This window comes from Pseudomonas sp. MWU16-30323, from assembly GCF_020515595.1.
In the GTDB taxonomy this organism is placed as follows: Bacteria; Pseudomonadota; Gammaproteobacteria; order Pseudomonadales; family Pseudomonadaceae; genus Aquipseudomonas; species Aquipseudomonas yamanorum.
In genome coordinates, this window is record NZ_JAIWYM010000005.1 from 146906 (window position 1) to 168042 (window position 21137).

General features: G+C 60.2%; 16 protein-coding genes. 12 read left to right on the plus strand and 4 right to left on the minus strand.

What is annotated here, in order from left to right; translation table 11 throughout:
* Nucleotides 1-327: 327 nt before the first annotated feature.
* Nucleotides 328-1242: a LysR family transcriptional regulator gene (locus LIY45_RS08595; protein WP_008433801.1), complete on the minus strand. Its 915-nt coding sequence runs from the start codon at nt 1240-1242 to the stop codon at nt 328-330.
* Between the two features lie 248 nt (nt 1243-1490).
* Here LIY45_RS08595 and LIY45_RS08600 point away from each other — a divergent pair, with 248 nt between their 5' ends.
* From LIY45_RS08600 to pgm, 4 genes are all read left to right on the plus strand, one after another.
* Complete coding sequence (locus tag LIY45_RS08600) at nt 1491-2513, plus strand: zinc-dependent alcohol dehydrogenase family protein (protein WP_017479702.1); 1023 nt, start codon at nt 1491-1493, stop codon at nt 2511-2513.
* Between the two features lie 648 nt (nt 2514-3161).
* The gene (locus tag LIY45_RS08605) at nt 3162-4571 is read left to right on the plus strand and encodes a hypothetical protein (RefSeq protein WP_226475996.1); all 1410 of its coding nucleotides are present in this window, start codon (nt 3162-3164) and stop codon (nt 4569-4571) included.
* A 24-nt stretch (nt 4572-4595) separates the two neighbouring features.
* Nucleotides 4596-6008, plus strand: a complete 1413-nt coding sequence (locus tag LIY45_RS08610) for a PLP-dependent aminotransferase family protein (protein WP_226475997.1) — start codon at nt 4596-4598, stop codon at nt 6006-6008.
* A gap of 100 nt (nt 6009-6108) precedes the next feature.
* A complete protein-coding gene (gene pgm, locus LIY45_RS08615) occupies nt 6109-7752 on the plus strand; it encodes a phosphoglucomutase (alpha-D-glucose-1,6-bisphosphate-dependent) (protein WP_226475998.1) in 1644 nt (547 codons plus the stop codon).
* 155 nt (nt 7753-7907) lie between these two features.
* Here pgm and LIY45_RS08620 read toward each other — a convergent pair whose 3' ends face one another.
* Nucleotides 7908-8603, minus strand: a complete 696-nt coding sequence (locus tag LIY45_RS08620) for a pirin family protein (RefSeq protein WP_017479706.1) — start codon at nt 8601-8603, stop codon at nt 7908-7910.
* A gap of 218 nt (nt 8604-8821) precedes the next feature.
* On the opposite strand from LIY45_RS08620, the gene LIY45_RS08625 reads away from it, so the two are divergent.
* A complete protein-coding gene (locus LIY45_RS08625) occupies nt 8822-11290 on the plus strand; it encodes a UvrD-helicase domain-containing protein (protein ID WP_226475999.1) in 2469 nt (822 codons plus the stop codon).
* Between the two features lie 130 nt (nt 11291-11420).
* Here the strand turns inward: LIY45_RS08625 and LIY45_RS08630 are convergent, their stop codons facing one another.
* A complete protein-coding gene (locus tag LIY45_RS08630; RefSeq protein WP_017479708.1) occupies nt 11421-11693 on the minus strand; it encodes a DUF1652 domain-containing protein in 273 nt (90 codons plus the stop codon).
* Nucleotides 11694-11953: 260 nt separating this feature from the next.
* Here LIY45_RS08630 and LIY45_RS08635 point away from each other — a divergent pair, with 260 nt between their 5' ends.
* Genes LIY45_RS08635 through LIY45_RS08650 form a run of 4 tightly spaced genes read left to right on the plus strand, consistent with a single transcriptional unit; the run spans nt 11954 to nt 15734 of the window.
* Nucleotides 11954-12769 (plus strand): helix-turn-helix domain-containing protein, encoded by an 816-nt coding sequence (locus tag LIY45_RS08635; RefSeq protein ID WP_226476000.1) that lies wholly within the window; start codon nt 11954-11956, stop codon nt 12767-12769.
* Between the two features lie 49 nt (nt 12770-12818).
* Nucleotides 12819-14225 (plus strand): FAD-dependent oxidoreductase, encoded by a 1407-nt coding sequence (locus LIY45_RS08640; RefSeq protein WP_226476001.1) that lies wholly within the window; start codon nt 12819-12821, stop codon nt 14223-14225.
* A 27-nt stretch (nt 14226-14252) separates the two neighbouring features.
* Nucleotides 14253-14594, plus strand: a complete 342-nt coding sequence (locus tag LIY45_RS08645; RefSeq protein WP_226476002.1) for a cupin domain-containing protein — start codon at nt 14253-14255, stop codon at nt 14592-14594.
* A 60-nt stretch (nt 14595-14654) separates the two neighbouring features.
* Nucleotides 14655-15734, plus strand: a complete 1080-nt coding sequence (locus LIY45_RS08650) for a polyamine ABC transporter substrate-binding protein (RefSeq protein WP_017479712.1) — start codon at nt 14655-14657, stop codon at nt 15732-15734.
* Nucleotides 15735-15849: 115 nt separating this feature from the next.
* Here LIY45_RS08650 and LIY45_RS08655 read toward each other — a convergent pair whose 3' ends face one another.
* Nucleotides 15850-16650: a helix-turn-helix transcriptional regulator gene (locus LIY45_RS08655; RefSeq protein WP_226476092.1), complete on the minus strand. Its 801-nt coding sequence runs from the start codon at nt 16648-16650 to the stop codon at nt 15850-15852.
* Between the two features lie 191 nt (nt 16651-16841).
* Between LIY45_RS08655 and LIY45_RS08660 the strand changes: the two genes are divergently transcribed.
* The 3 genes from LIY45_RS08660 to LIY45_RS08670 all read left to right on the plus strand — a co-directional run bounded on the left by LIY45_RS08660 (nt 16842) and on the right by LIY45_RS08670 (nt 21129).
* Entirely contained in the window at nt 16842-18206 is a 1365-nt protein-coding gene (locus LIY45_RS08660; protein WP_226476003.1) for an APC family permease, read from the plus strand.
* Between the two features lie 9 nt (nt 18207-18215).
* On the plus strand, nt 18216-19316 hold the full coding sequence (locus LIY45_RS08665) for a P1 family peptidase (RefSeq protein WP_226476004.1): 1101 nt from the start codon (nt 18216-18218) through the stop codon (nt 19314-19316).
* Between the two features lie 364 nt (nt 19317-19680).
* A complete protein-coding gene (locus LIY45_RS08670) occupies nt 19681-21129 on the plus strand; it encodes a serralysin family metalloprotease (protein ID WP_226476005.1) in 1449 nt (482 codons plus the stop codon).
* The last annotated feature ends 8 nt before the right edge of the window (nt 21130-21137 follow it).

A 21137-nucleotide genomic window follows, 5' to 3' on the forward strand; every position in this document is an offset into this window, starting at 1 on the left:
CTCGGTTCTAGAAACAGCCCCCCAGCCTGAGCAGCTAGCGGAGCTTCTGGCCCATCCGTGAAAATTTGCTATCGGCTTCCAGATGAGGTGCGACCTCACCGACGTGATAAGCATTAATAACGGACTTTGCTTTTAATTTTGTCCCGCCATCAACGGGGGAGTTCTCGAGAAGGGGGGGTTGAACCCTAGGTCGGGGGCATCCTTTTAAAGCAATCCAAAGCATACCCTCAGATGTGCCCCCACTGTAGCAATCCACTGGAAGTGAATGGAGCTCCATGGTTTGTGGAAAGGCAGAAATGATCAGCTAAACAGCCTGCCCGACAACGCCTAAAGACTCTCAGGATCGCCAAAAAACATCTGAATCCGCGACCGCAACCATCGTTCCCCCGGGTCATTATCCTGAGACCCACGCCACGCCATGTGCAATTCAAACGTACGCACCGGCAACGGCGGCTCTTCCGCCCGCAAGCCACCCGCTGAGGTCAACGCTTCAGCGGCATAGTCCGGCACGGTCGCGACAATATCGGTCCCCGCCAGCAATGTCCCCAGTCCATTGAACTGCGGCACCGCCAGCACCACATGGCGTTTGCGGCCCAGTTTCTCCAGTTCCTCATCGAGAAATCCGCTCAAATCCCCGGCGAACGACACCAGGGCATGGGGCCTCGCACAGAAGTCATCCAGGCTCATGGAGCCCGGCATGCTGTCGGCCCGCAGCAGCATCGGTTTGCTGCGGCGCAGGACCTTGCGCTTGGCGTTGGCCGGCAAATCGGTGGTGTAGCTCACGCCGATGGAGATTTCCCCGGAGGCCAGCAGGCCGGGCATCAGGATGTAGTTGACGCGGCGTACTACCAGCACGATGCCGGGGGCTTCGGCCCGCAGGCGCTTGAGCAGCAGCGGCAGCAGGGCGAATTCGACGTCGTCCGACAGGCCGATGCGGAATACGGCGGTGCTGGTGGCCGGGTCGAATTCGGAGGCGCGGCTGACGGCGGTGGAAATCGAGTCCAGGGCCGGGGAGAGCAGGGCGAAGATTTCTACTGCACGGGCCGAGGGCTCCATGCTGCGCCCGGTACGCACGAACAATGGGTCGTCGAACAGGCCGCGCAGGCGTGACAACGCCGCGCTGATGGCCGGCTGGCCAAGGAACAATTTCTCGGCAGCGCGGGTCACACTGCGCTCATGCATCAAGGTTTCGAATACGATCAACAGGTTGAGGTCGACACGACGGAGGTCGTTACGGTTCATCTTGTGTCCCAGGCGGCGTCAGTAAACTTGACGGGAGCGGTCATATAAGAACAATGACCGGCATGAATCTTACGGGGAAAGGCTGGTACTCTGCACCGGCTAATTCAGTTTTCCTACATGGCTTGGTGCGTTTTCCGTATGTGCGGAATCAATGACAGGCATGTCGACTATTAACGGCGACCGGTGGCCTTGCTCCGAAAGCCCAGATAGAGTTCATGGCAATAGAGGTTACTTTGACGAGGTTTGCGATGTCCCGCACGATCCGTTTTCACAAGTTTGGTCCGGCCGAGGTGCTCAAATGCGAAGAGCATGCAGCCGCTAAGCCCGCACCGGGCGAAGTGCAGGTGCGCGTCGAGGCGATTGGCATCAGCTGGTACGACATTCTCTGGCGCCAGAACCTGGCGTCGTCCCATGCCCGGCTGCCATCCGGCCTGGGCCATGAAATGGCCGGCGTGGTGGTGGCCGTTGGCGAGGGTGTCGACGACCTGGCGGTGGGTGACAAGGTCGCCAGCTTCCCGGCCGAGAGCCCGAATGATTACCCGGTATACGGCGAACAGATTGTCCTGCCCCGTTCGGCCTTGACCCGTTACCCGGATGTCCTGAGCCCGATCGAAGCCAGCGTGCACTACACGCCGCTGCTGATTGCCTACTTTGCGTACATGGACCTGGCGCGGGTCAAGCCCGGGCAATTCGCCCTGGTGACGGACGCCAGTCACTGTGCCGGTCCATCGTTTGTGCAGCTGGGCAAAGCCCTGGGTGTGCGGGTGATTGCCGCCACCAAGACCAGTGATGAGCGCGAATACCTGCTGTCCCTCGGGGCGGAAAAGGTCATCGTTACCGAAGAACAGGACCTGCTGATGCAAGTCAACAAGTTCACCGACAACCGCGGCGTAGACGTGGTGTTCGATGGCTTGGGTGGCCCGCAGATGTCGTTGCTGGGTGATGTGCTGGCGCCCCGTGGCAGCCTGGTGTTGTACGGCCTGCAAGGTGGTAACCAGACGCCATTCCCGGCCTGCGCGGCGTTCCAGAAGAACATCCAGTTCTTTGTGCACTGCATCGGCAACTTCACCGGCAAACCGGAACTGGGCATCATCCAGGACCAGGTGGCCTTGCAGCGTGCCCTGCGTGACATCAACCAATTGACGGCCGACAAGGTGCTGATACCGCTGAAGACCACAGTATTTCCCTTCAGCCAGTTCGTTGAAGCACACCGTTATATGGACGAATGCCCATGCCGTGAACGTGTGGCCTTGCAGGTAGAAGCTGTTTGATCTGTGGGAATATTCTCAAGCGAGTATTCCTGCCCCCGGGCGCATGGGGCAAATGCGCCATTTGACAGGGCTTAACCTGCTCACCGTTTGAATCGGGACTTCAACGTTTCAACCCGATAAATCACCTGTCTGCCCCCTGACGCCGCCCTGAATCCCAGCGCGGCGTTGTCGTGTCTGGACATTCGACACCCCACGGGTGCCCCCATCTGAACTGGTTTTAGCGGCCGTTCTGTATCTGTTAATCACGTCGCAAGTGCTGATAATTGCGCGGTCACTTTCATCTCAAGGATTGAGCAATGATTGAATATCTGAAATTAACCCGTGCGTTCGTTAAATCCAATAATGCGCTATATGCCCGGCCAGGCGAAAAACTTATATTAAAGTTGGACATGTCGGATGATTCTTTAATTTGTAAGTTAGGAGCGAGTAGGAAGTTGTCAGAATCTTCCTAAGATCGCCCGCTTTAGCTATGCCCCCCGAAGTGTGGCGCTTGTGCTGGGCTGGAGGCCCTGAGGCGCACGTTTGCAGGCATGGCTCGGTGCTAATCTTCTGAAGTCACATATTGTAACGCCCCTACAGAAACAACAGGTCAGGCAAACACCGTTAACGGTTGCCCGAAACTGATATTTCAACTCAGGTAGTAGAACTATGAGCGCTATTCACGAGCAAGCCATGAACTATGTCTATCAACAAGTATTGCAACGCTTGGTAGGGCATTTCTCACGAACAGAACGCACCTCGCTCCAATTATTGATTCAGCGCATCGTGGTGGCGGCAGGTGGCATGGAGCGGATCGGTGATTACAAGGTGCTGCTGGCTCATGGAACGGGCGCTGGCACCAGCTACGCCTTGACCTTGCTGCGGGCGGCACAACTGACACTTGCGGGCCGGGCGCCGCGGACCTTTCAATTGCGCGTCGCCACCTTGCGCCATGCCGGCATGACGCAGTCGGCGCTGGACACATTGCATCGCGGCTACAGCGCGCTGTTTATGCATGACGATCCGCGTGTCGAGCTGCTGATGGTGGAAAACCAGGAAGTGTTGCCGTTCAATCACCTGCGGCCGGCCTCCGGCACTGCGCGTGACACCAGCCGGCGCAACATGCTGATGGTGGGGCACCTGACCTCGGGCGACCTTCGCCAGACCCTGTGCAACGACGCCTATCTGGCCCTTGGCGATTTTTACCAGCGCGTGACCACGTGGAATGGCGGCGTGCATGCATTGGTCAGCGGTGATTCCGCGCGCAAGCAACGCGAGTACCTTGCGTGGTTGAAAAAGGCCGCGCTGGCGGCCGGAGTAGAGATCCCGGCCCGCCAGCCCCTGATGCTCAGCGGGCTGTTTGCGCGCATGGATGAGTGGAGTCACGCTTATTACTGCGACGTCTACGGTGAGCACTACGATGCCGTCGATACGTCTGAAAAGGACAACTACCGCCACATCGCCTACATCTGCATGGCGGACCTGATGGCGGCGGCTGAGTACCCGACCTGCCCGCTGTTACGGCAGTTCCTCGACTATAAGCCCGACGAGTTTGGCTTTCATTTCAGCCACGCGACCTACGCGAACCCAATGCTGATGGCCCATCTGCGAGGCTTGCAGGCCGAGTGCCTGCGGGAACTGGACTACGAAGAGGGCGCCTTGGGCTTTGTGCAGCAGGCCTTGCTGTTCATGCGCCGCAAGCAGATTCCCGAACCTATGATTGCCCAGGCTGCCACCCCGGAAGGCCGCGCCTTGTCCGCCGGCTACGCCCAGGCGCTGTTCGGGCTGGATGAAAGCCAACTGAGCTGCCTGATGTTTTCGCCGTTTATCCGTCACGGCGAGCGCCTCGAGAGCTTCTTGCGCCAGTGCCACCCCGGCATGCTGGTGGCACTTCCCGAGCTGCACAAGGCGCTGCAAGGCAAGCCGGTGGCCGAAATGCTGGTGCAATGGGCTGTCGACATCAGCGGGCTGCCGATCCACCTGCTGCAGCACCTCTATCGCAAACGGCCGGCCACCGCGATTCCGTGCGCGGCCGCAGCCCCGCAGCAAGGCGCGCCTGCCATGGCAACCGGGCGTTAACGGGGTGACGGCGGGTGAGCAGCGATGAACCTCAGGGACGACAGGCAAACCGACTTCGCCTACCAGGCGGTGTATCGCTACATGATCAACCTCATCAACGAGGTCGGTACCGATGCCCGGGTAAAGTTGCCGTCATTGCGGCAATTATCGGAGCGCCTGAACGTGTCGATCTCGACCATTCAATACGCTTACTCACTGCTGGAGAAGGAAGGCCGGGTCTATTCGGTGGCCAAGTCGGGCTATTACGCCTGGCCGGTATTGAATAAACCGCCAGGCAGCAGCGGTGGTGATCTGCTGGAGCGCCTCTACGCCGGTGCACGGCGCCCGGGAATGCGGGTGCTCAGCGCCGATGAACCGGCACTTGGGGCGTCGTTGGACGGTGCACTGTTGCTGCTGGAGCGCGAACTGTTGCGTCACTACCCGCGTCATCTGCAGCCATGGTCGCAGCCGTGCGGCGTCTGGGAGCTGCGCGCCGCGCTGGCCGCGCGTTATACCTCGTCGCCCACCCGTTGCTGGCAGGCGGATGAGGTGTACATCGGTGCCGATCTGCGCGGGGTCCTGGAAATCCTGATTGAGGTGCTGGGGCTCAAGGGCGCGGCGATCATCGTGGAATCGCCCTGTGACTGGTTGATCCTGCGGTTGTTGCAGGGCGCGGGGGTGAAGGTCCTGGAACTGCCTTTCACGGCGGACGGCGGCCTGGACCAGGAACTGCTCGAGCAATTGCTCGGCAATGAGTCGGTTCAACTGGCGCTGCTCTCTTCGGGCGTCAGCCTGCCGTCCGGCATCGTCCTGTCCACCCATGACCGCCTGCAGTTGGTCCGGTTGCTGAACCAGCATGGCTGCTGGTTGTTAGAAAATGACAGCCATGGTGAGTTGGGCTTTGAGCAGCCAACCACCGCCTTGCGTGACCTGGCCAACCCCGAGCGGCTGATGGTGTTTTCCACCTTCGAAAAAATGCTCGGGCCCGAAGCGCCGTTTGGCTATTTGTTGTCCCGCCACTTGAGCGGCGAGTTGCAACGCCAGTTCCTGCTGCGTGAATTCCGGCTGTCCTCCATTCGCCAGCGGGCGATTGCGCGGCTCTATCTCAGCGGGCGGATCGACCAGCATCTGCGAGAGTTGCGACCGAAACTCAACGAGCAGGCCCAACTGATGAGCCAGCGCCTGGATGAGCATTTGGGGGAGCAGGTGAGCTACCGGATGCCTGCCGCTGGCGCCACCTTCTGGTTGCGTTCAACGGCGGTGGTGGACATGCGCCAGGTGTTCCAGCGCCTGCTCACCCGGCAGGTGGTGATCGCGCCGGGAGAGCTGTTCAGCATCAGCGGCCTGCACCGCCAGCACTTGCGACTGAGCCATACCTATGACGGGGCGCATAGCCTGGAAAACGCCCTGGATGAGTTGGCCCAGGCGCTGAGGCAGGCACAGACCGGCTTCGAATGAAATTTCACTGATTGTTGTAGGATTTATAACGTCGCGGAGCAGTCCAACTCTCAGTAAACTGCACTCTTTTTCCGAATCCTTCTCTTTCAGAGGTTTATGCATGACTCTCAGTCCTTTTGCGGGCAAGCCGGCACCAGCTCAATTGCTGGTAGACATCCCGCGACTGGTAACGGCCTATTACACCGGCCAGCCTGATGCAGCGATCTCCACCCAGCGCGTGGCCTTTGGTACCTCCGGGCACCGCGGCAGCTCGTTCGACCTGAGCTTCAACGAATGGCACGTGCTTGCCATCAGCCAGGCCATTTGCCTTTACCGTGAAGCCCAAGGCATCAACGGCCCGCTGTTTGTCGGCCTGGACACCCACGCCCTGTCGACGCCTGCCGGCGCCAGCGCCCTGGAAGTGCTGGCGGCCAATGGCGTGCACGTGATGCTGGCCGAAGGCGACGAGTACACCCCGACACCGGCGATTTCCCACGCCATTATTTGCTACAACCGCGGCCGCACCAGCGGCCTGGCCGACGGCATCGTGATCACGCCGTCCCACAACCCGCCACAAAGCGGCGGCTACAAATACAACCCGCCGAATGGCGGCCCGGCCGATACCCACATCACCAAGTGGATCGAAGCCAAGGCCAATGAACTGCTGGCCAATAAGCTGGCCGGGGTCAAGCGCATCACCCATGCCCAGGCCCTGAAGGCCGACACGACCCATCGTCACGACTACCTCAACACCTACGTGGCCGACCTGGTCAACGTCATCGACTTTGATGCGATCCGCAGTTCAGGCCTGCGCCTGGGCGTTGATCCGCTGGGCGGAGCAGGGGTGCGCTACTGGTCGGCCATTGCCGAGCACCATCGCCTGAACCTGGATGTGGTGAACACCGAAGTCGACGCCACGTTCCGCTTCATGAGCGTCGACTGGGACGGTCAGATTCGCATGGACCCGTCCTCCAGCTACGCCATGCAAGGCTTGATTGGTCTCAAGGACCGCTTCGACGTGGCCTTCGCCTGCGACCCGGACCACGACCGCCATGGCATCGTGACGCCATCCGGTGGCTTGCTGGCCCCGAACAACTACCTTGCCGTGTCCATCGACTACCTGTTCCAGAACCGTCCTGAGTGGCGTGCGGATGCCGCCGTGGGCAAGACCGTGGTCAGCAGTGGCCTGATCGACCGGGTTGCCAAGCGCATTGGCCGTCGCCTGTACGAAGTGCCGGTAGGCTTCAAATGGTTTGCAGACGGGCTGTTCGAGGGTTCACTGGGTTTCGGCGGCGAAGAAAGCGCCGGTGCGTCGTTCCTGCGCAAGGACGGCAGCGTCTGGAGCACCGACAAGGACGGTTTGATCCCGGCGCTGCTGGCTGCCGAAATGACGGCACGCAAAGGCCAGGACCCGAGCCAGATCTACCGTGGGTTGACTGATGCGCTGGGCGAACCGTTCGCCATTCGTGTGGATGCCAAGGCCACCCCGGCGCAGAAGGCCCTGCTGGGCAAGCTGTCGCCGGACCAGGTGACGTCCACGCAGTTGGCGGGGGAAAGCATCCAGCAGATCCTCAGCCATGCGCCGGGTAACGACCAGGCGATTGGCGGGCTGAAAGTCATGACTGAAAACGGCTGGTTTGCCGCACGGCCATCGGGCACCGAGGACATCTACAAGATCTACGCCGAGAGCTTTATCGGTGAGGATCACCTCAAGCAACTGGTGGAAGAGGCACAGGTGTTAGTGGACGGGGCGATTTCCCAGTAACACCACAACCCAATGTGGTAGCCAGGCTTTTGTGGGAGCTGGCTTGCCTGCGATGCAGTCAACTCGGTCTTTCAGCCATACCGAGTTGATGCTATCGCAGGCAAGCCAGCTCTCACATAAAGCTCATTACCCATTGGATTTGTAAGCTTGCGAATTCAGGCGAGGTCGACCAACACGATCTCGCTATCTTCAACCGCCGTCACCCGCAACACCTGCTCATCCTCAACCGCCACACCGTCTCGAGCGTGTGCACGCAAGCCATTGACTTCAATCACCCCAGTGGCAGGCACCAGATACGCCCGGCGTCCGCTGTCCAGCCGATACTCGGCACTTTCACCAGCCTTCAAATTAGCTGCCACCAGGCGTGCATCCGCCCGAATGCGCAGGCTTTCGCTGTCTCCAGCCTTGCCACTGGCCAGGGTCACAAAACCTTCGCGGTCACCCTTCGGAAACGGCTTGGCGCCCCACGACGGCGGCAAACCGGCCTCGTTGGGAATAATCCAGATCTGGAAAATCTTGGTCGGCGTGGCTTCCAGGTTGTATTCGCTATGGGCGATCCCGGTGCCGGCGCTCATCACCTGGACATCGCCAGCCTCGGTGCGGCCTTTGTTGCCCAGGTTGTCAGCATGGCTGATGGCGCCTTCACGCACATAGGTGATGATTTCCATGTCCCGGTGCGGGTGTTGCGGGAAGCCGGTGCCCGGTGCGATGAGATCGTCGTTCCATACCCGCAGGTTGCCCCAGTGCATACGCTTGGGGTCGTGGTACTCGGCAAAGGAAAAGTGGTGGTGAGCGTCCAGCCAACCGTGATTGGCGCCGCCCAGGGTGTTGAAAGGTCGAAGTTCAAGCATGATCGTCTCCTGTGGATGGGAGCCATGATCCAGCAGCGCCAGATCGATAAAAAGCGTAAAAAATGCAGGATTCCTATCGAATGCTTCGATGCCGATCCTAAGGACCTATCTTCACTTCATCGCCTAACTGCATGAGCCCAAAGCAATTGGCTGGAACTGTGGGGCATTTGCGGCGACCATAGGGCTCTTGTCCGAGTTAACGCATTGCAGGAGTCCGCGTGCCGCAACACACCCCCGATCTGCCTCCCGAACTGCGGCCACTGGCCGAAATGCCCCTGTTGAAACGGCTCGCCGCCCGATTATTCGGTCACGGCCTGACGCGCCTGCGCGCCCAGCACCGTTTTTCCTGGTTGCATGGCCAGGCCGACGGCTTTCGAAGTGGCCACACGGCCGGCGTGGAATATGGCTATCAGGAAGGCAAGGCGGATGGCATCGAGGAAGGCCGCCAGGTCCTGCTGATTCGTGACTTTCGGCCGGATGAACACACCGCGCCAGGTGTCGACGACAACCTGTTCGACGATTGGCGCCTGCCACTGACCGCCGAGTTGAAAAAACGTATCAAGGCCGACGTGGCACGCCTGCTGCCAGCCCATGCCCAGCCGAGCGCAGCCCAGTGGAAGATGATCTTCAGCGATACGCCGTCCACCTCGGTGATCGCCGGCGCCGGTGCGGGTAAGTCCACCTCGCTGGTGCTGCGTATCCTGCTGCTGACCCATTACCTGGGCTTTGAGCTGAGCTCGATGACGGTGGTGACCTTCACCCGTGAGTCGCGCAAGGACTTCATCAACAAACTCATGGAAATTCTCGCCTTGTGGGGCCAACCCCTTGGTATGAAAGAGGCACAAGCCGTGGTGCGCACCTTTCACTCGCGCATTCTGCCGATGGTGCGCAGCCTGACGGGCCTTGAACGGCTGCAGGCGTTTGAAAACCTCAACGCGCGCACCGAAGCGGGCTTTGATGAGGCTGACAGTAATCCCTTCGAATTGCGCATCAACGACGCCCAGCGCCAGCAACTGAATGCCTGCTACCACCAGTTGCATGGCCGTCACGCGCGCTTCCGCGAGCTGATCGCCCCGTTGGCGCGCCATGCCCTGCAACTCAAGGAGCTGGAACGGGATCATCCGGACGTACAGAAACGCGTGGCGGTGACCGAACTGGCGGCCAGGCGCGATGAAGAACTCTGTGATGTGATCGAAGACCTGTGGTTTCGCGCCGGGGCCTGGCCGATCAAAGGGATTGAGCCCAACCGCCAGACCTTCGATATCAATGGCGCGCAGTTCCATTGCCACGGCTACATTGCCGAGCTGGATGCCTGGGTGATGCTGGGCTTTGACCCTCGGGAAAATGCCCTGCTCAGTCGCCCTGGCTCCAAGCTGTCCGTGCGCGCAGAGTGGGCGGTAAAGCGCACCCTGTTTCAAGCTTTCTGCCGTAAGCCACTGATATGGATTGATAACTATGAGTCATCAAAGCGCCTTTTGAGCAGCCTGGCTGGCGACGCAACTGCGGGCCCGGGCTTCGATTACAAGGTCAAGGGCGAGCTGGGTTCGGCGCCGCTGTTGGACAGCTTTGTCGCCGCCGCCGGGTTTATCGAGAACCTCGGGCTGGATGTGCCCACCGCCGTGGGCAAGATGAGCTTTGCCAAGGACGATCCGGACCGTTTCTACTTCGAAGCCCTGAGCATTTTCTGGAAAGCCCTGGAAGACCACTTGCTGGACCAGTCGCCCCCCGTGATGACCTACAACCGGATGTTCTCGCTGTTTGGCGAAAATACCCCGGAAAACCTCAAGCTCCTCAGCGATAGCCTGTTGCGGCCGATGTCGCACCTGATGATCGACGAATTCCAGGACGTATCGCCGCAGATCGTCTCGTGGGTCCGTGCCAGCCTGCGGGAGATTCGCAGTCGCGGCCCGGCCATGCACGTAGGCCGTGGTGCCCAGCGCTCTTCGCTGTTGTGCGTGGGGGATGACTGGCAATCCATCTATGGCTGGCGCGGCAGTTCGCCGAAGTACTTCATGGAGTTCAACAAGGAATTCCCGTCGCCCACCACCACACGGGTGATGCTGGGCGAGAATTACCGCAGCCATCAGCACGTTATTGATGCTGCCGAACACATCGTGCGTGCCGCCCCGGCCATCAGCGGCAAAAAAGCCAAGGCCAGTGGAACGCCGAAGGCATTGGTGCCTGTCACCGTGCGTGATCGTGACGATGCGGCGCTGGGCCAGCAACTGCTGGCGCACTATCAAAAGGGTGATTCGGTATTAATGTTGTATCGAAAAAGCAGTGATAAGTCATTGATGCAAGAGCATATTCAGTCTGTAGTTAATCTGGATTCTAGCTTGCCGTACGGCGATCGTCGTCTGAAGCAACTGACCTATCACAGCGCCAAGGGTCTTCAAGCGGATGCGGTGTTCCTGCTGGGCGACTGCCAGCACTTGACCACTTCGCCTTACAAGAACCAGGTCTATCGCATGGCGGGCCTGGGCAAGGACGGTGACACCGAACCTTACGACAGTGCACAAAAGGACGAAGTACTGCGCCTGGCCTACGTGGGGATTACCCGGGCGGTGAGCCATTGCTATTGGTATGTCGAGGCGCAGGATGGCCAAGGGGTGAATGTGCCAAAGGCTTCGGACCGGATTGCCGCAGACAAGCCGTGTTTTGATGATCAGCGCATCAGCAAATCATAAGGGCCGACGTTGAATCAGGTGGCGAGGGAGCTTGCTCCCGCTGGGCTGCGTAGCAGTCCCAAAATCCTGGGAGCGCTGGGCACTCCAGCGGGAGCAAGCTCCCTCGCCACAGGATACCTGCTCCGCCAGATCAAGCGCGTAGCGACAGCGGCGGCACAAACGACTCCAACTCATCCTCCACGGCCTCGATGATCCGCTCCACATCAGCGGCATTCATCACCGTGGCACAAGGAATGCCGGCAATCGCAATCAGGGTTTCTCCGCTGGCGCGGTCGAACAGGCGGGCGATCATGCTACCGGGAGCATCCATGCTCGCCTCAAAGCCCATGGGATGAAAATGCCAGCGCATCAGCTGGCAAGCGTTGGGGAATGTCACTTTGTTCATCTTGCCCACCTTGTTCATTGAGCACTTCCTTTAGCTCGCAGCAGGGGCGCCATGACCATCAATGGTCCTGGCCGTCGTGAGCTCTAAAAATAGCATTCGTTCGCATCCGGCAGGGGAGTTTTTTCGCCCCGTTCAGCGGTTGTTTCCGGGAAGGTTGATGTGGGTCATGTCCTACGCGGGAATGGGCGAAAGGCCATTAGTGATAACTGTCAAATGGCCATTGAACCCGCCCGGAAAGTTCGGCAAGCTCGCAGGCTGTCCCAGCCTTAGAGCGCTCCATGCCCGACTTCATCGCGGATGACTCCCAGCAAACCCAAGCCACTGGCGAGTTGGTGCTGCGTCACCATCTGTGCTGGAAACACCGGGACCTGGATGGCGTGATGTCGTACTACCACCCGGACATCCAGTACCACGATTTCTTCCAGAACCGCGTGGTCGGTGCAGACGAGCTGCGCGAGTACCTGCAAGCCAGCATGCCCCGTGGCGCGGATGAAGCGATCGAGCACACCGACCGTATTCGCGCCGACGGCGACACCGCCTTCATCCAGTACCGCATCACGTTGCGCGGCGGCCAGGGACTGGTGTCATTTCGCACCAGTGAAGCCATCACCGTACGTGATGGCCTGATCTGGCGGGTCAACGAATACGCCTCCCTGGTGCACGAACAGTCCGCCAGCCGCAGCGAGACCACGCGCCCCACCGTCAGCCGCCTGGGCCTGTCGCCCCAGCAACTGAGCTACATGGCCAACGACCTGCAGCAGTACTTCGAGCGCCAGCAACCGTACCTGGATCCCGAACTGGACCTGCAACGGGTGGCAAAGGAGTGCGGGTACAGCCGCAACCAGATCTCCTACCTGCTGAACCAGGTGCTGGGCCAAAGCTTTTACCGCTACGTCAACCAGGCGCGCCTCCAGCATTTGCTGGCCGCACTGGACAAGGCCACGCCGCCGATCCGCATCGACGAACTGGCGTTTGCCGCGGGCTTCAATTCGACGTCGGCGTTCTATAGCTGTTTCCGCCAGCACACCGGCCAGTCGCCCAAGGCCTACGTCAAACAAATTTCCCTGCGTGCACGCGCGCAAGACAGCCCCTGAGGCCAGGCTCTAGGATCACGGCCATCGAAGTGTGGTGGTGGAGCTTGGCATGCCTGCATGGCGCAATATCAGTTTATGGATGGACCAGTTGGACGAGCCGCTGGTGGCTCGCGCGTCCCTGGAGCACGACCTGGACGTCAACGTGGCCATTATCGGCGCCGGCTACACCGGGCTCTGGACCGCGTATTACCTGAAGCGCCAGGCGCCCGAGCTGAAAATCGCGATCATTGAGGCACAAACCGCCGGGTTCGGTGCCTCGGGCCGTAACGGCGGCTGGCTGATGGGCAACTTGCTGGGGGAAGACCGCCTGTTGGCCGGCTTGTCTCCCGAACAGCGCCGGGCTTCGTTCGACCTGTTGCACGCGATTCCCGATGAAGTCGCGCAGGTGATTGAGCACGAAGGCATCGACTGCGACTACCGCAAGGGTGGCGTGCTGTATTGCGCCGCGCGCTATCCCGAACAGGAAGCCACCCTGCGGGCCTACCTGGCCAAGCTTCACGCTCAGGGCCTGACCGACGATGATTACCGTTGGCTCGGCCCGCAGCAACTGGCCGAGCAAATCCGCATCGCCAAACCCTATGGCGGCATCTATGCCCCCCACGTTGCCACGATTCACCCGGCCAAGCTGGTGCGTGGCCTGGCGCGGGTGGTGGAGCAGATGGGCGTCACGATCTACGAAAACAGCCCGGTGACCCAGTGGCAGTCCGGCAGCCTGCGCACGGCTAAAGCCTCAGTACGCGCGTCATGGGTGGTGCCGGCGGTAGAAGGGTACGCCACCACGTTGGCGCCTTTGGGCCGCTATCAGTTGCCGGTACAAAGCCTGATTGTCGCCACCGAGCCGTTGCCCGCCAGCACCTGGGATGAAATCGGCCTGAACCGTGGCCAGGCGTTCGGCGAAAGCAGTCGCCAGGTCACCTACGGCCAGCGCTCGGCGGACAACCGCCTGGTGTTCGGCGCCCGTGGGGGCTATCAGTTTGCCGGCAAGTTGCGGCACAACTTCGACCTCACCGACAGCGAAGTCGAACTGCGTCGCTACCTGTTCGGTGAACTCTTCCCGCAGCTCAAGAAAGTCCGCATCACCCACGCCTGGGGCGGCAACCTCGGCATGTCCCGGCGCTTCAAGCCGCACATGCTGTGCGATCACGCAGCGGGCATCGCCTTGGCCGGTGGTTATGGCGGCGAGGGCGTAGGGGCCAGCAACCTGGGCGGCCGCACGTTGGCAGACTTGATCCTGGGGCTCGACACGCCGCTGGTCACGCAGCCATGGGTCGTCCAGCCGGGCCGGCTGGACGGGCTCAAGGCCTGGGAGCCGGAACCCTGCCGCTGGCTGGGCTACAACGCGATCATTCGCAGTTTTGTCCATGAGGACCAGGTGCTGGCCAACCCCAACACCGCGCCGTGGCGCCGCAAGCTGGCCAGCGGGCTTGCCGGCTTCATGGAAGGTTTCATGCACTAAGTCGTTTCAATCACCACAGGTATGAACATGAGCATTACCCAGTTCAAAGACACACTCAGCGCTCATTTGCCGGACGCTTCGCCGGTTGCCGTGCCATTGGGCACGCCAGTGGCGGTGGCCTCGACCCTGAGCGTGGAGCGCAACGACGGCGTCGAAAGCGGCATCTGGGAATGCACGCCCGGGCGCTGGCGCCGGCAGATCAAAGCCCAGGAGTTTTGCCACTTTATCCAGGGACGCTGCACCTTCACCCCCGACAACGGGGACATGCTCCACATAGAAGCCGGTGACGCACTGATGTTGCCGGCCAACAGCACCGGTATCTGGGACATCCAGGAAACTGTGCGCAAGACCTATGTATTGATCCTCTGATTCTTTGATCTTTGATCGCCTGCCATAAAAACAGCCCTAAAACCGCCAGGAAATCGAACCATGAGACCCATTGCCCTGTTGCCGCTGGTATTTGTCGCCACCCTCAGCCAAGCCGCCGAGACGGTGAAGATCTACAACTGGTCGGACTACATCGCCCCCGACACCACCAAGAATTTCCAGAAAGAAACCGGGATCGGCTTCACCTACGACGTGTACGACAGCAACGAAACCCTCGACGGCAAGTTGATGACCGGCAAATCCGGCTACGACGTGGTGTTCCCGTCCAACCACTTCATGGCCCGGCAGATCCAGGGCGGGGCGTTGAAGAAGCTCGACAAGAGCCAGTTGCCCAACTGGAAGAACCTCAACCCGGTGCTGCTCAAGGCCCTGGAAAACAACGACCCGGGCAACGCCCACGGCTTCCCTTACCTGTGGGGCAGCACTGGCATTGGCTACAACATCGACAAGGTCAAGGCGGTACTCGGCGACAACGCCCCGGTGGATTCCTGGGACCTGATCTTCAAGCCCGAAAACATGCAAAAGCTGCAGAAATGTGGCGTGGCGATCCTCGACAATGGCCCGGAACTGCTGCCGGCAGCGCTCAACTACCTGGGGCTGCCGCACCACAGCAAGAAGGCGGAAGACTACAAAAAGGCCGAGGACCTGCTGATGAAAGTGCGGCCGTACGTGGCGTACTTCCACTCCTCGAAATACACCGCCGACCTGGCCAACGGCGACATCTGCGTGGCCGTGGGCTTCTCCGGCGACATCCTCCAGGCCGAAAGCCGCGCCAAGGAAGCCAAGAACGGCGTGAACATCGGCTACAACATTCCCAAGGAAGGCGCCGCCATCTGGTTCGACATGGTCGCCATGCCCGCCGATGCCCCGGATGAAAAAGCCGGTTATGCGTTCATGAACTACCTGCTGCGCCCGGAAGTCATGGCCAGCATCACCAACTACGTGCACTACGCCAACGGCAACTCCGCAGCTGACAGCCTGGTAGACCCGGCGATCAAGAGCGACACCAAGGTGTACCCAAGCCCGGAAATGATGGGCAAGTTGTTTGCACTGGAAGCGATGCCGCTGAACATCGACCGGATTCGCACACGGGTGTGGAACACCATTCGCACCGGCCGCTGATGATCGTTCCCACGCTCCGCGTGGGAATGCATCCTGTGACGCTCCGCGTCACGACTTCAAAAGCGGACGCGGAGCGTCCAGGGCGGCGTTCCCACGCAGAGCGTGGGAACGATCATTAAGGATTCTCCAAGTCATGCCCCAACGACTGGATAAACAACGAAAACAACTCCGGCTGCGACGAGATATCCAGCTTGGCATACAGGTGCCGACGGTGAACCTTGACCGTATCCGGCGAGATATTCAGCCGTTCGGCCATGGCTTTTGACGAAAACCCGCGCAACACCAGCCGTGCAATCTCCAGTTCCCGCTCCGACAACACCCCGCAACCAAAATGACTCAGCGCATCGCGAATCTGGCTGGCCATTTGCGCAGGCGCCGCCACCCGCTGGGTACTCTGCTGCCAATGCTGCTGCATCAACGGCAACACCCAGGCCGCCAACGTCGTCATCAACCCCGTCTCCTCCCCGGTAAACAGCCGCTGCATGCCCAACGACAGCGACAACGTCCCCGCACCCGGCAATTGCAGGATGAACTGCACCTCGTCCTCCAGCACGTTGTCGTGGAAGTAGTTGAGGAAGTATTCACTCTGTCGAAAATGATCCGGTGCGACTTCTTCAAGGCGGTACACGCCACTGGCATACCCCTCGCGACATGCCTGGAAAAATGGGTCCAGCAAGTACAAGCCATTGAGGTAAACCAGCATCGACGCCGGTTTGCTGCTCGGTTGTGCGTCGTATTCTTCCAGCGCCTGGGGCGCGCCATCGGTGGGGTAGAAGATCGCCAGGGCATTGTCGAAGGGCACGCATTGATGCAACAACAGCACCAGTTGTTTCCAGAAGCGCCCGGTGCCGATCTGTGCGACGGTACGGCCCAGGCCCGCGTGCATGCCGACTTCCCTGAACAGGCTCATGTGCAGCTCCACGCAAAGGATTCAGGCCGCAAGGGTTCGACTTTTGCCCGGCGGCGTCAAGGGGAGTACTCCAATAGGGGAATTGGCCGCCTTATACAGAGCGTTTAAGTTGGCCGCCAGTCAGCGGGGAACATACCCCGCGTCGCTTTGCCTTTTCGTTTCTGCCTCAAACCAAGAACAATCAAGAGGATAACGATATGAGTGCTCCTTCCACGCCCGACGGCGTGCTGAAACCCACCCTGAGTGTGTTCGATGTGGTGGCCATTACCGTCTCGGCGGTGACCCCGGCCAGTTCAGTGTTCGTGATTGCGCCCTTTGCCATCCAGCAGGCCGGCAGCGGGGTGTTCCTGGCTTTTGTGATGGCCGCGTTGCTCGCGCTGATGTTCGCCTTTTGCTACGCCGAACTCGGGCGCGCCCACAACAGTGCCGGCGGTGAGTACGTGTACGCCAAGCGGGTGTTCGGCGGCATGGCCGGTTACGCGACGTTCCTCACGGTATTGGTGATGTTGCTGTTTATCCCGCCGGTGCTGGCCACCGGGGCGGCGACTTACCTGAATAACGCCCTGGGTACAACGTTCGACTCGCAAACCGTAGCCCTGGTGATTGTGGTGTGCAGCTACGCCCTGGGCATCCTGAATATCAAGCTGAATGCCTGGATCACCGGCACCTGCCTGCTGCTGGAAGTGGCGGCGTTGCTGGTGATCGTGTTTATCGGCTTCGGCAACCCGGTGCAGCCGATCAGCGTGCTGCTGCAACCGCAAATCGTCGAAAACGGCGTGTTGCACCTGGCGCCTTGGGCGCTGGTGATCGGTGCGGTGGGCATTGGCCTGTTCTCCTTCAATGGCTATGGCCCGGCGGTGTTGCTGGCCGAAGACATGAAGTGCGGCGGCAAGGGCGTGCACAAGGCGGTGTTGTGGTCCCTGGGCCTGGTGGTGGTCATCGAACTGGTGCCCATCACAGCGTTGTTGATCGGTGCTCCCTCCCTCAGCGCGATGATCAGCAGCCCCGACCCGATCGGCTACTTGCTGACCAGCCATGGCAATGAAACCCTGTCACGGTTGGTGAGCGCCGGGATTTTCCTGTCGGTGTTCAACGCCATTGTCGCCATCGTGATTCAGATCGGTCGGGTGGTGTTCAGCAGCGGCCGCGATGCGCTGTGGACGCCGACCATCAACAAACTGTTCACTCGGATTCATCCGCGCTGGGATTCACCGTGGTTGGCGACGCTGTTCCTGGCGATTCCATCGGCGTTGCTCAGCTTCAGCTCGAACCTGGCGGACCTGACGTCCTTCAGCGTGCTGCTGATCATGCTGGTGTACCTGATTGTGGCGTTGAGCGCATTGATGAGCCGGGTGTTGCTGCGTGACCGCGAGCATCCGTATCGCATGCCGTTGTGGCCAGTGCCGGCATTGCTGGCGGTCATCGGCGCCGGTTACCTGCTGGTGACCCTGGCGATGGCCGCCTCGGTTCGGGACATCATGATTATCATCGGCCTGTTGGCACTGTCGGTGATCCTGTATTGCATCAGTGGCCGGTTGAGTCCGGCGTTTCAGAAATTGTAAGGAGTGGTTATGCGCGCACGTCAATTGGGCATCACGTTGGGACTGGGCACGCCCGGTGAGTTGAATGCCATCACCGACGTTCCAGGGGTTCGGGTCGGCCACAGCACGATCAAGACCCGCATCAATGGCAAACAGGTGCGTACCGGGGTCACGGCGATCCAGCCCCGGGCCGGTGCCGCGCGGTATCAGCCGTGTTTTGCCGGCTACCACGTGCTCAACGGCAATGGCGACGCCACGGGCCTTGAGTGGATCAGCGAATCGGGGTTGCTGACCACGCCGCTGGCGATCACCAACACCCACAGCATCGGGATTGTGCGCGACACGCTGATCGCCCTGGAGCGCGAAAGCCTCGAAGACCCCGCCGTGTATTGGTGCATGCCGGTGGTGATGGAAACCTACGACGGCTTGCTCAACGATATCTGGGGCCAGCACGTCGGCCCGGAGCATGTGCGCGAGGCGCTGGCCAACGCCGAGTCCGGCCCGGTGGCGGAGGGCGCCGTGGGCGGCGGCACCGGGATGATCTGCCATGAGTTCAAGGGCGGGATCGGCACGGCCTCGCGGCGCCTGTCGGCGGAGCAGGGTGGCTGGACCGTCGGCGTGCTGGTGCAGGCCAACCACGGCAAGCGCCAGGAATTGCGGGTGGACGGTTATCCGGTAGGTCGGCAACTGATGGAAATTCCCTCACCGTTCGCCGATCGCGGCACTCCCGGCATGGGCTCCATCGTGGTGATCATTGCCACCGATGCGCCGTTGTTGCCCCATCAATGCCAGCGCCTGGCACAGCGCGCGTCCATAGGGATTGCGCGCACGGGTGGCGGTACCGAGGACTCCAGCGGGGACCTGTTCCTCGCGTTTGCCACTGGCAACCAGGATTTACCGGCGGCCGACTACGGGCGCAAGGGCTTGCCCCTTAGCACATCGCTGCAGATGGTCAATAACGACCACATTTCGCCCTTGTTCAGCGCGGCGGCGGAAGCGGTCGAGGAAGCGATCATTAATGCGATAGTGGCAGGGGAGGACATGCTCACCGACGACGGGGTATGCGTGCCGGGGCTGGACTCGCAAACACTCCTGCAGGCATTACGTAAAGCAGGCTGGCGCGACCGATAAATAAACTAAGTCTTGTCCCGGTAATGCGGGACAAATACTTAAATAGTGGCCATTCAATACTAATAATGACACGGTGACACTTTCTTAGTGCACCTCAAGCAATACTTTGGATCCATTCCTCATCAAATGTCTTTAGGAGTATTTAATATTTAAATAGCTGGATTTTTATAAGGTGCTATTTGCCAATGTTTGCAGGTTTTGTTCGTCGGCCCAACTTTTTCCTTGGATAAAAACCGCTGGACGAATGATTTCAGGTTGTGTCAGTTTTCTTTCGCCTTCAAAAGGGGCGAGTGATCGGACTTACTCGCCAAAGTGAGTCCGGTCGGACAAAAACTGTTCCACTTGCAAACAAGGAAGTACGTTTATGTCAAAAGTAAAAGACAAAGCTATTGTGTCGGCGGCTCAAGCAAGTACCGCCTATACGCAAATCGATAGCTTTAGCCATCAATACGACCGTGGCGGCAACCTCACGGTCAATGGCAAACCCTCGTTCACCGTTGACCAGGCCGCCGACCACCTGCTGCGTGAGAACGCCGCGTACCGGGACGTGGATGGCAACGGCAAGATCGATCTCACCTACACCTTCCTGACCTCGGCTTCCAACGCCACCATGAACAAGCATGGGATCACCGGGTTCAGCCAGTTCAACACCCAGCAGAAAGCACAGGCCGTACTGGCCATGCAATCCTGGGCTGACGTGGCCAATGTCACCTTCACCGAGAAAGCCTCGGGCGGTGACTTCCACATGACCTTCGGCAACTACAGCGGCGGCCAGGACGGCGCAGCGGCCTTTGCCTACCTGCCAGGCACCAACGCCAAGTACAACGAAAGCGGGCTTGACGGCACTTCCTGGTACCTGACCAACAACAGCTACACGCCGAACAAGACGCCAGACCTGAACAACTATGGCCGGCAGACCCTGACCCACGAAATCGGCCACACCCTGGGCCTGGACCACCCTGGCGACTACAACGCCGGGACCGGCAACCCTTCTTACAAAGACGCGGACTATGGACAGGACACGCGTGGCTACAGCGTCATGAGTTACTGGAGCGAGAGCAACACCAACCAGAACTTCAGCAAAGGCGGGGTAGAGGCTTACTCCTCCGGCCCGCTGATCGACGACATCGCCGCGATCCAGAAGCTCTACGGCGCCAACTACAACACCCGCGCCGGCGACACCACCTACGGCTTCAACTCCAACACCGGGCGTGATTTCCTCAGCGCCACCTCATCGGCCGACAAGCTGGTGTTCTCGGTGTGGGACGGTGGCGGCAACGACACCCTGGACTTCTCCGGCTTTACCCAAAACCAGAAGATCAACCTCAATGAGACCTCGTTCTCCGACGTTGGCGGCCTGGTGGGTAACGTTTCCATCGCCAAGGGCGTGACCGTAGAGAATGCCATCGGCGGTTCGGGCAACGACCTGCTGATCGGTAACGCCGCAGCCAACGTCCTCAAGGGCGGTGCCGGCAACGACATCATCTACGGCGGCGGCGGTGCAGACCAGCTGTGGGGCGGTTCAGGCAACGACACCTTTGTGTTCGGCGCCAGCTCGGACTCCAAGCCAGGTGCGGCCGACAAGATCTTCGACTTCACTTCGGGTTCGGACAAGATCGACCTCACCGGCATCACCAAAGGTGCAGGCCTGACCTTCGTCAACGCGTTTACCGGTCACGCCGGCGACGCGGTACTGTCCTACGCCTCGGGTACCAATCTGGGCACATTGGCAGTGGACTTCTCCGGGCACGGCGTGGCGGATTTCCTCGTCACCACCGTTGGCCAGGCAGCCGTCAGCGACATCGTGGCTTGATTCAGGTG

Bases quoted from the DNA above. Each gene is read 5' to 3' on its own strand.
- LIY45_RS08595 (WP_008433801.1), bottom strand. From the start codon at position 1,242: ATGAACCGTAACGACCTCCGTCGTGTCGACCTCAACCTGTTGATCGTA.
- LIY45_RS08600 (WP_017479702.1), top strand. From the start codon at position 1,491: ATGTCCCGCACGATCCGTTTTCACAAGTTTGGTCCGGCCGAGGTGCTC.
- LIY45_RS08605 (WP_226475996.1), top strand. From the start codon at position 3,162: ATGAGCGCTATTCACGAGCAAGCCATGAACTATGTCTATCAACAAGTA.
- LIY45_RS08610 (WP_226475997.1), top strand. From the start codon at position 4,596: ATGAACCTCAGGGACGACAGGCAAACCGACTTCGCCTACCAGGCGGTG.
- pgm (WP_226475998.1), top strand. From the start codon at position 6,109: ATGACTCTCAGTCCTTTTGCGGGCAAGCCGGCACCAGCTCAATTGCTG.
- LIY45_RS08620 (WP_017479706.1), bottom strand. From the start codon at position 8,603: ATGCTTGAACTTCGACCTTTCAACACCCTGGGCGGCGCCAATCACGGT.
- LIY45_RS08630 (WP_017479708.1), bottom strand. From the start codon at position 11,693: ATGAACAAGGTGGGCAAGATGAACAAAGTGACATTCCCCAACGCTTGC.
- LIY45_RS08635 (WP_226476000.1), top strand. From the start codon at position 11,954: ATGCCCGACTTCATCGCGGATGACTCCCAGCAAACCCAAGCCACTGGC.
- LIY45_RS08640 (WP_226476001.1), top strand. From the start codon at position 12,819: ATGCCTGCATGGCGCAATATCAGTTTATGGATGGACCAGTTGGACGAG.
- LIY45_RS08645 (WP_226476002.1), top strand. From the start codon at position 14,253: ATGAGCATTACCCAGTTCAAAGACACACTCAGCGCTCATTTGCCGGAC.
- LIY45_RS08650 (WP_017479712.1), top strand. From the start codon at position 14,655: ATGAGACCCATTGCCCTGTTGCCGCTGGTATTTGTCGCCACCCTCAGC.
- LIY45_RS08660 (WP_226476003.1), top strand. From the start codon at position 16,842: ATGAGTGCTCCTTCCACGCCCGACGGCGTGCTGAAACCCACCCTGAGT.
- LIY45_RS08665 (WP_226476004.1), top strand. From the start codon at position 18,216: ATGCGCGCACGTCAATTGGGCATCACGTTGGGACTGGGCACGCCCGGT.
- LIY45_RS08670 (WP_226476005.1), top strand. From the start codon at position 19,681: ATGTCAAAAGTAAAAGACAAAGCTATTGTGTCGGCGGCTCAAGCAAGT.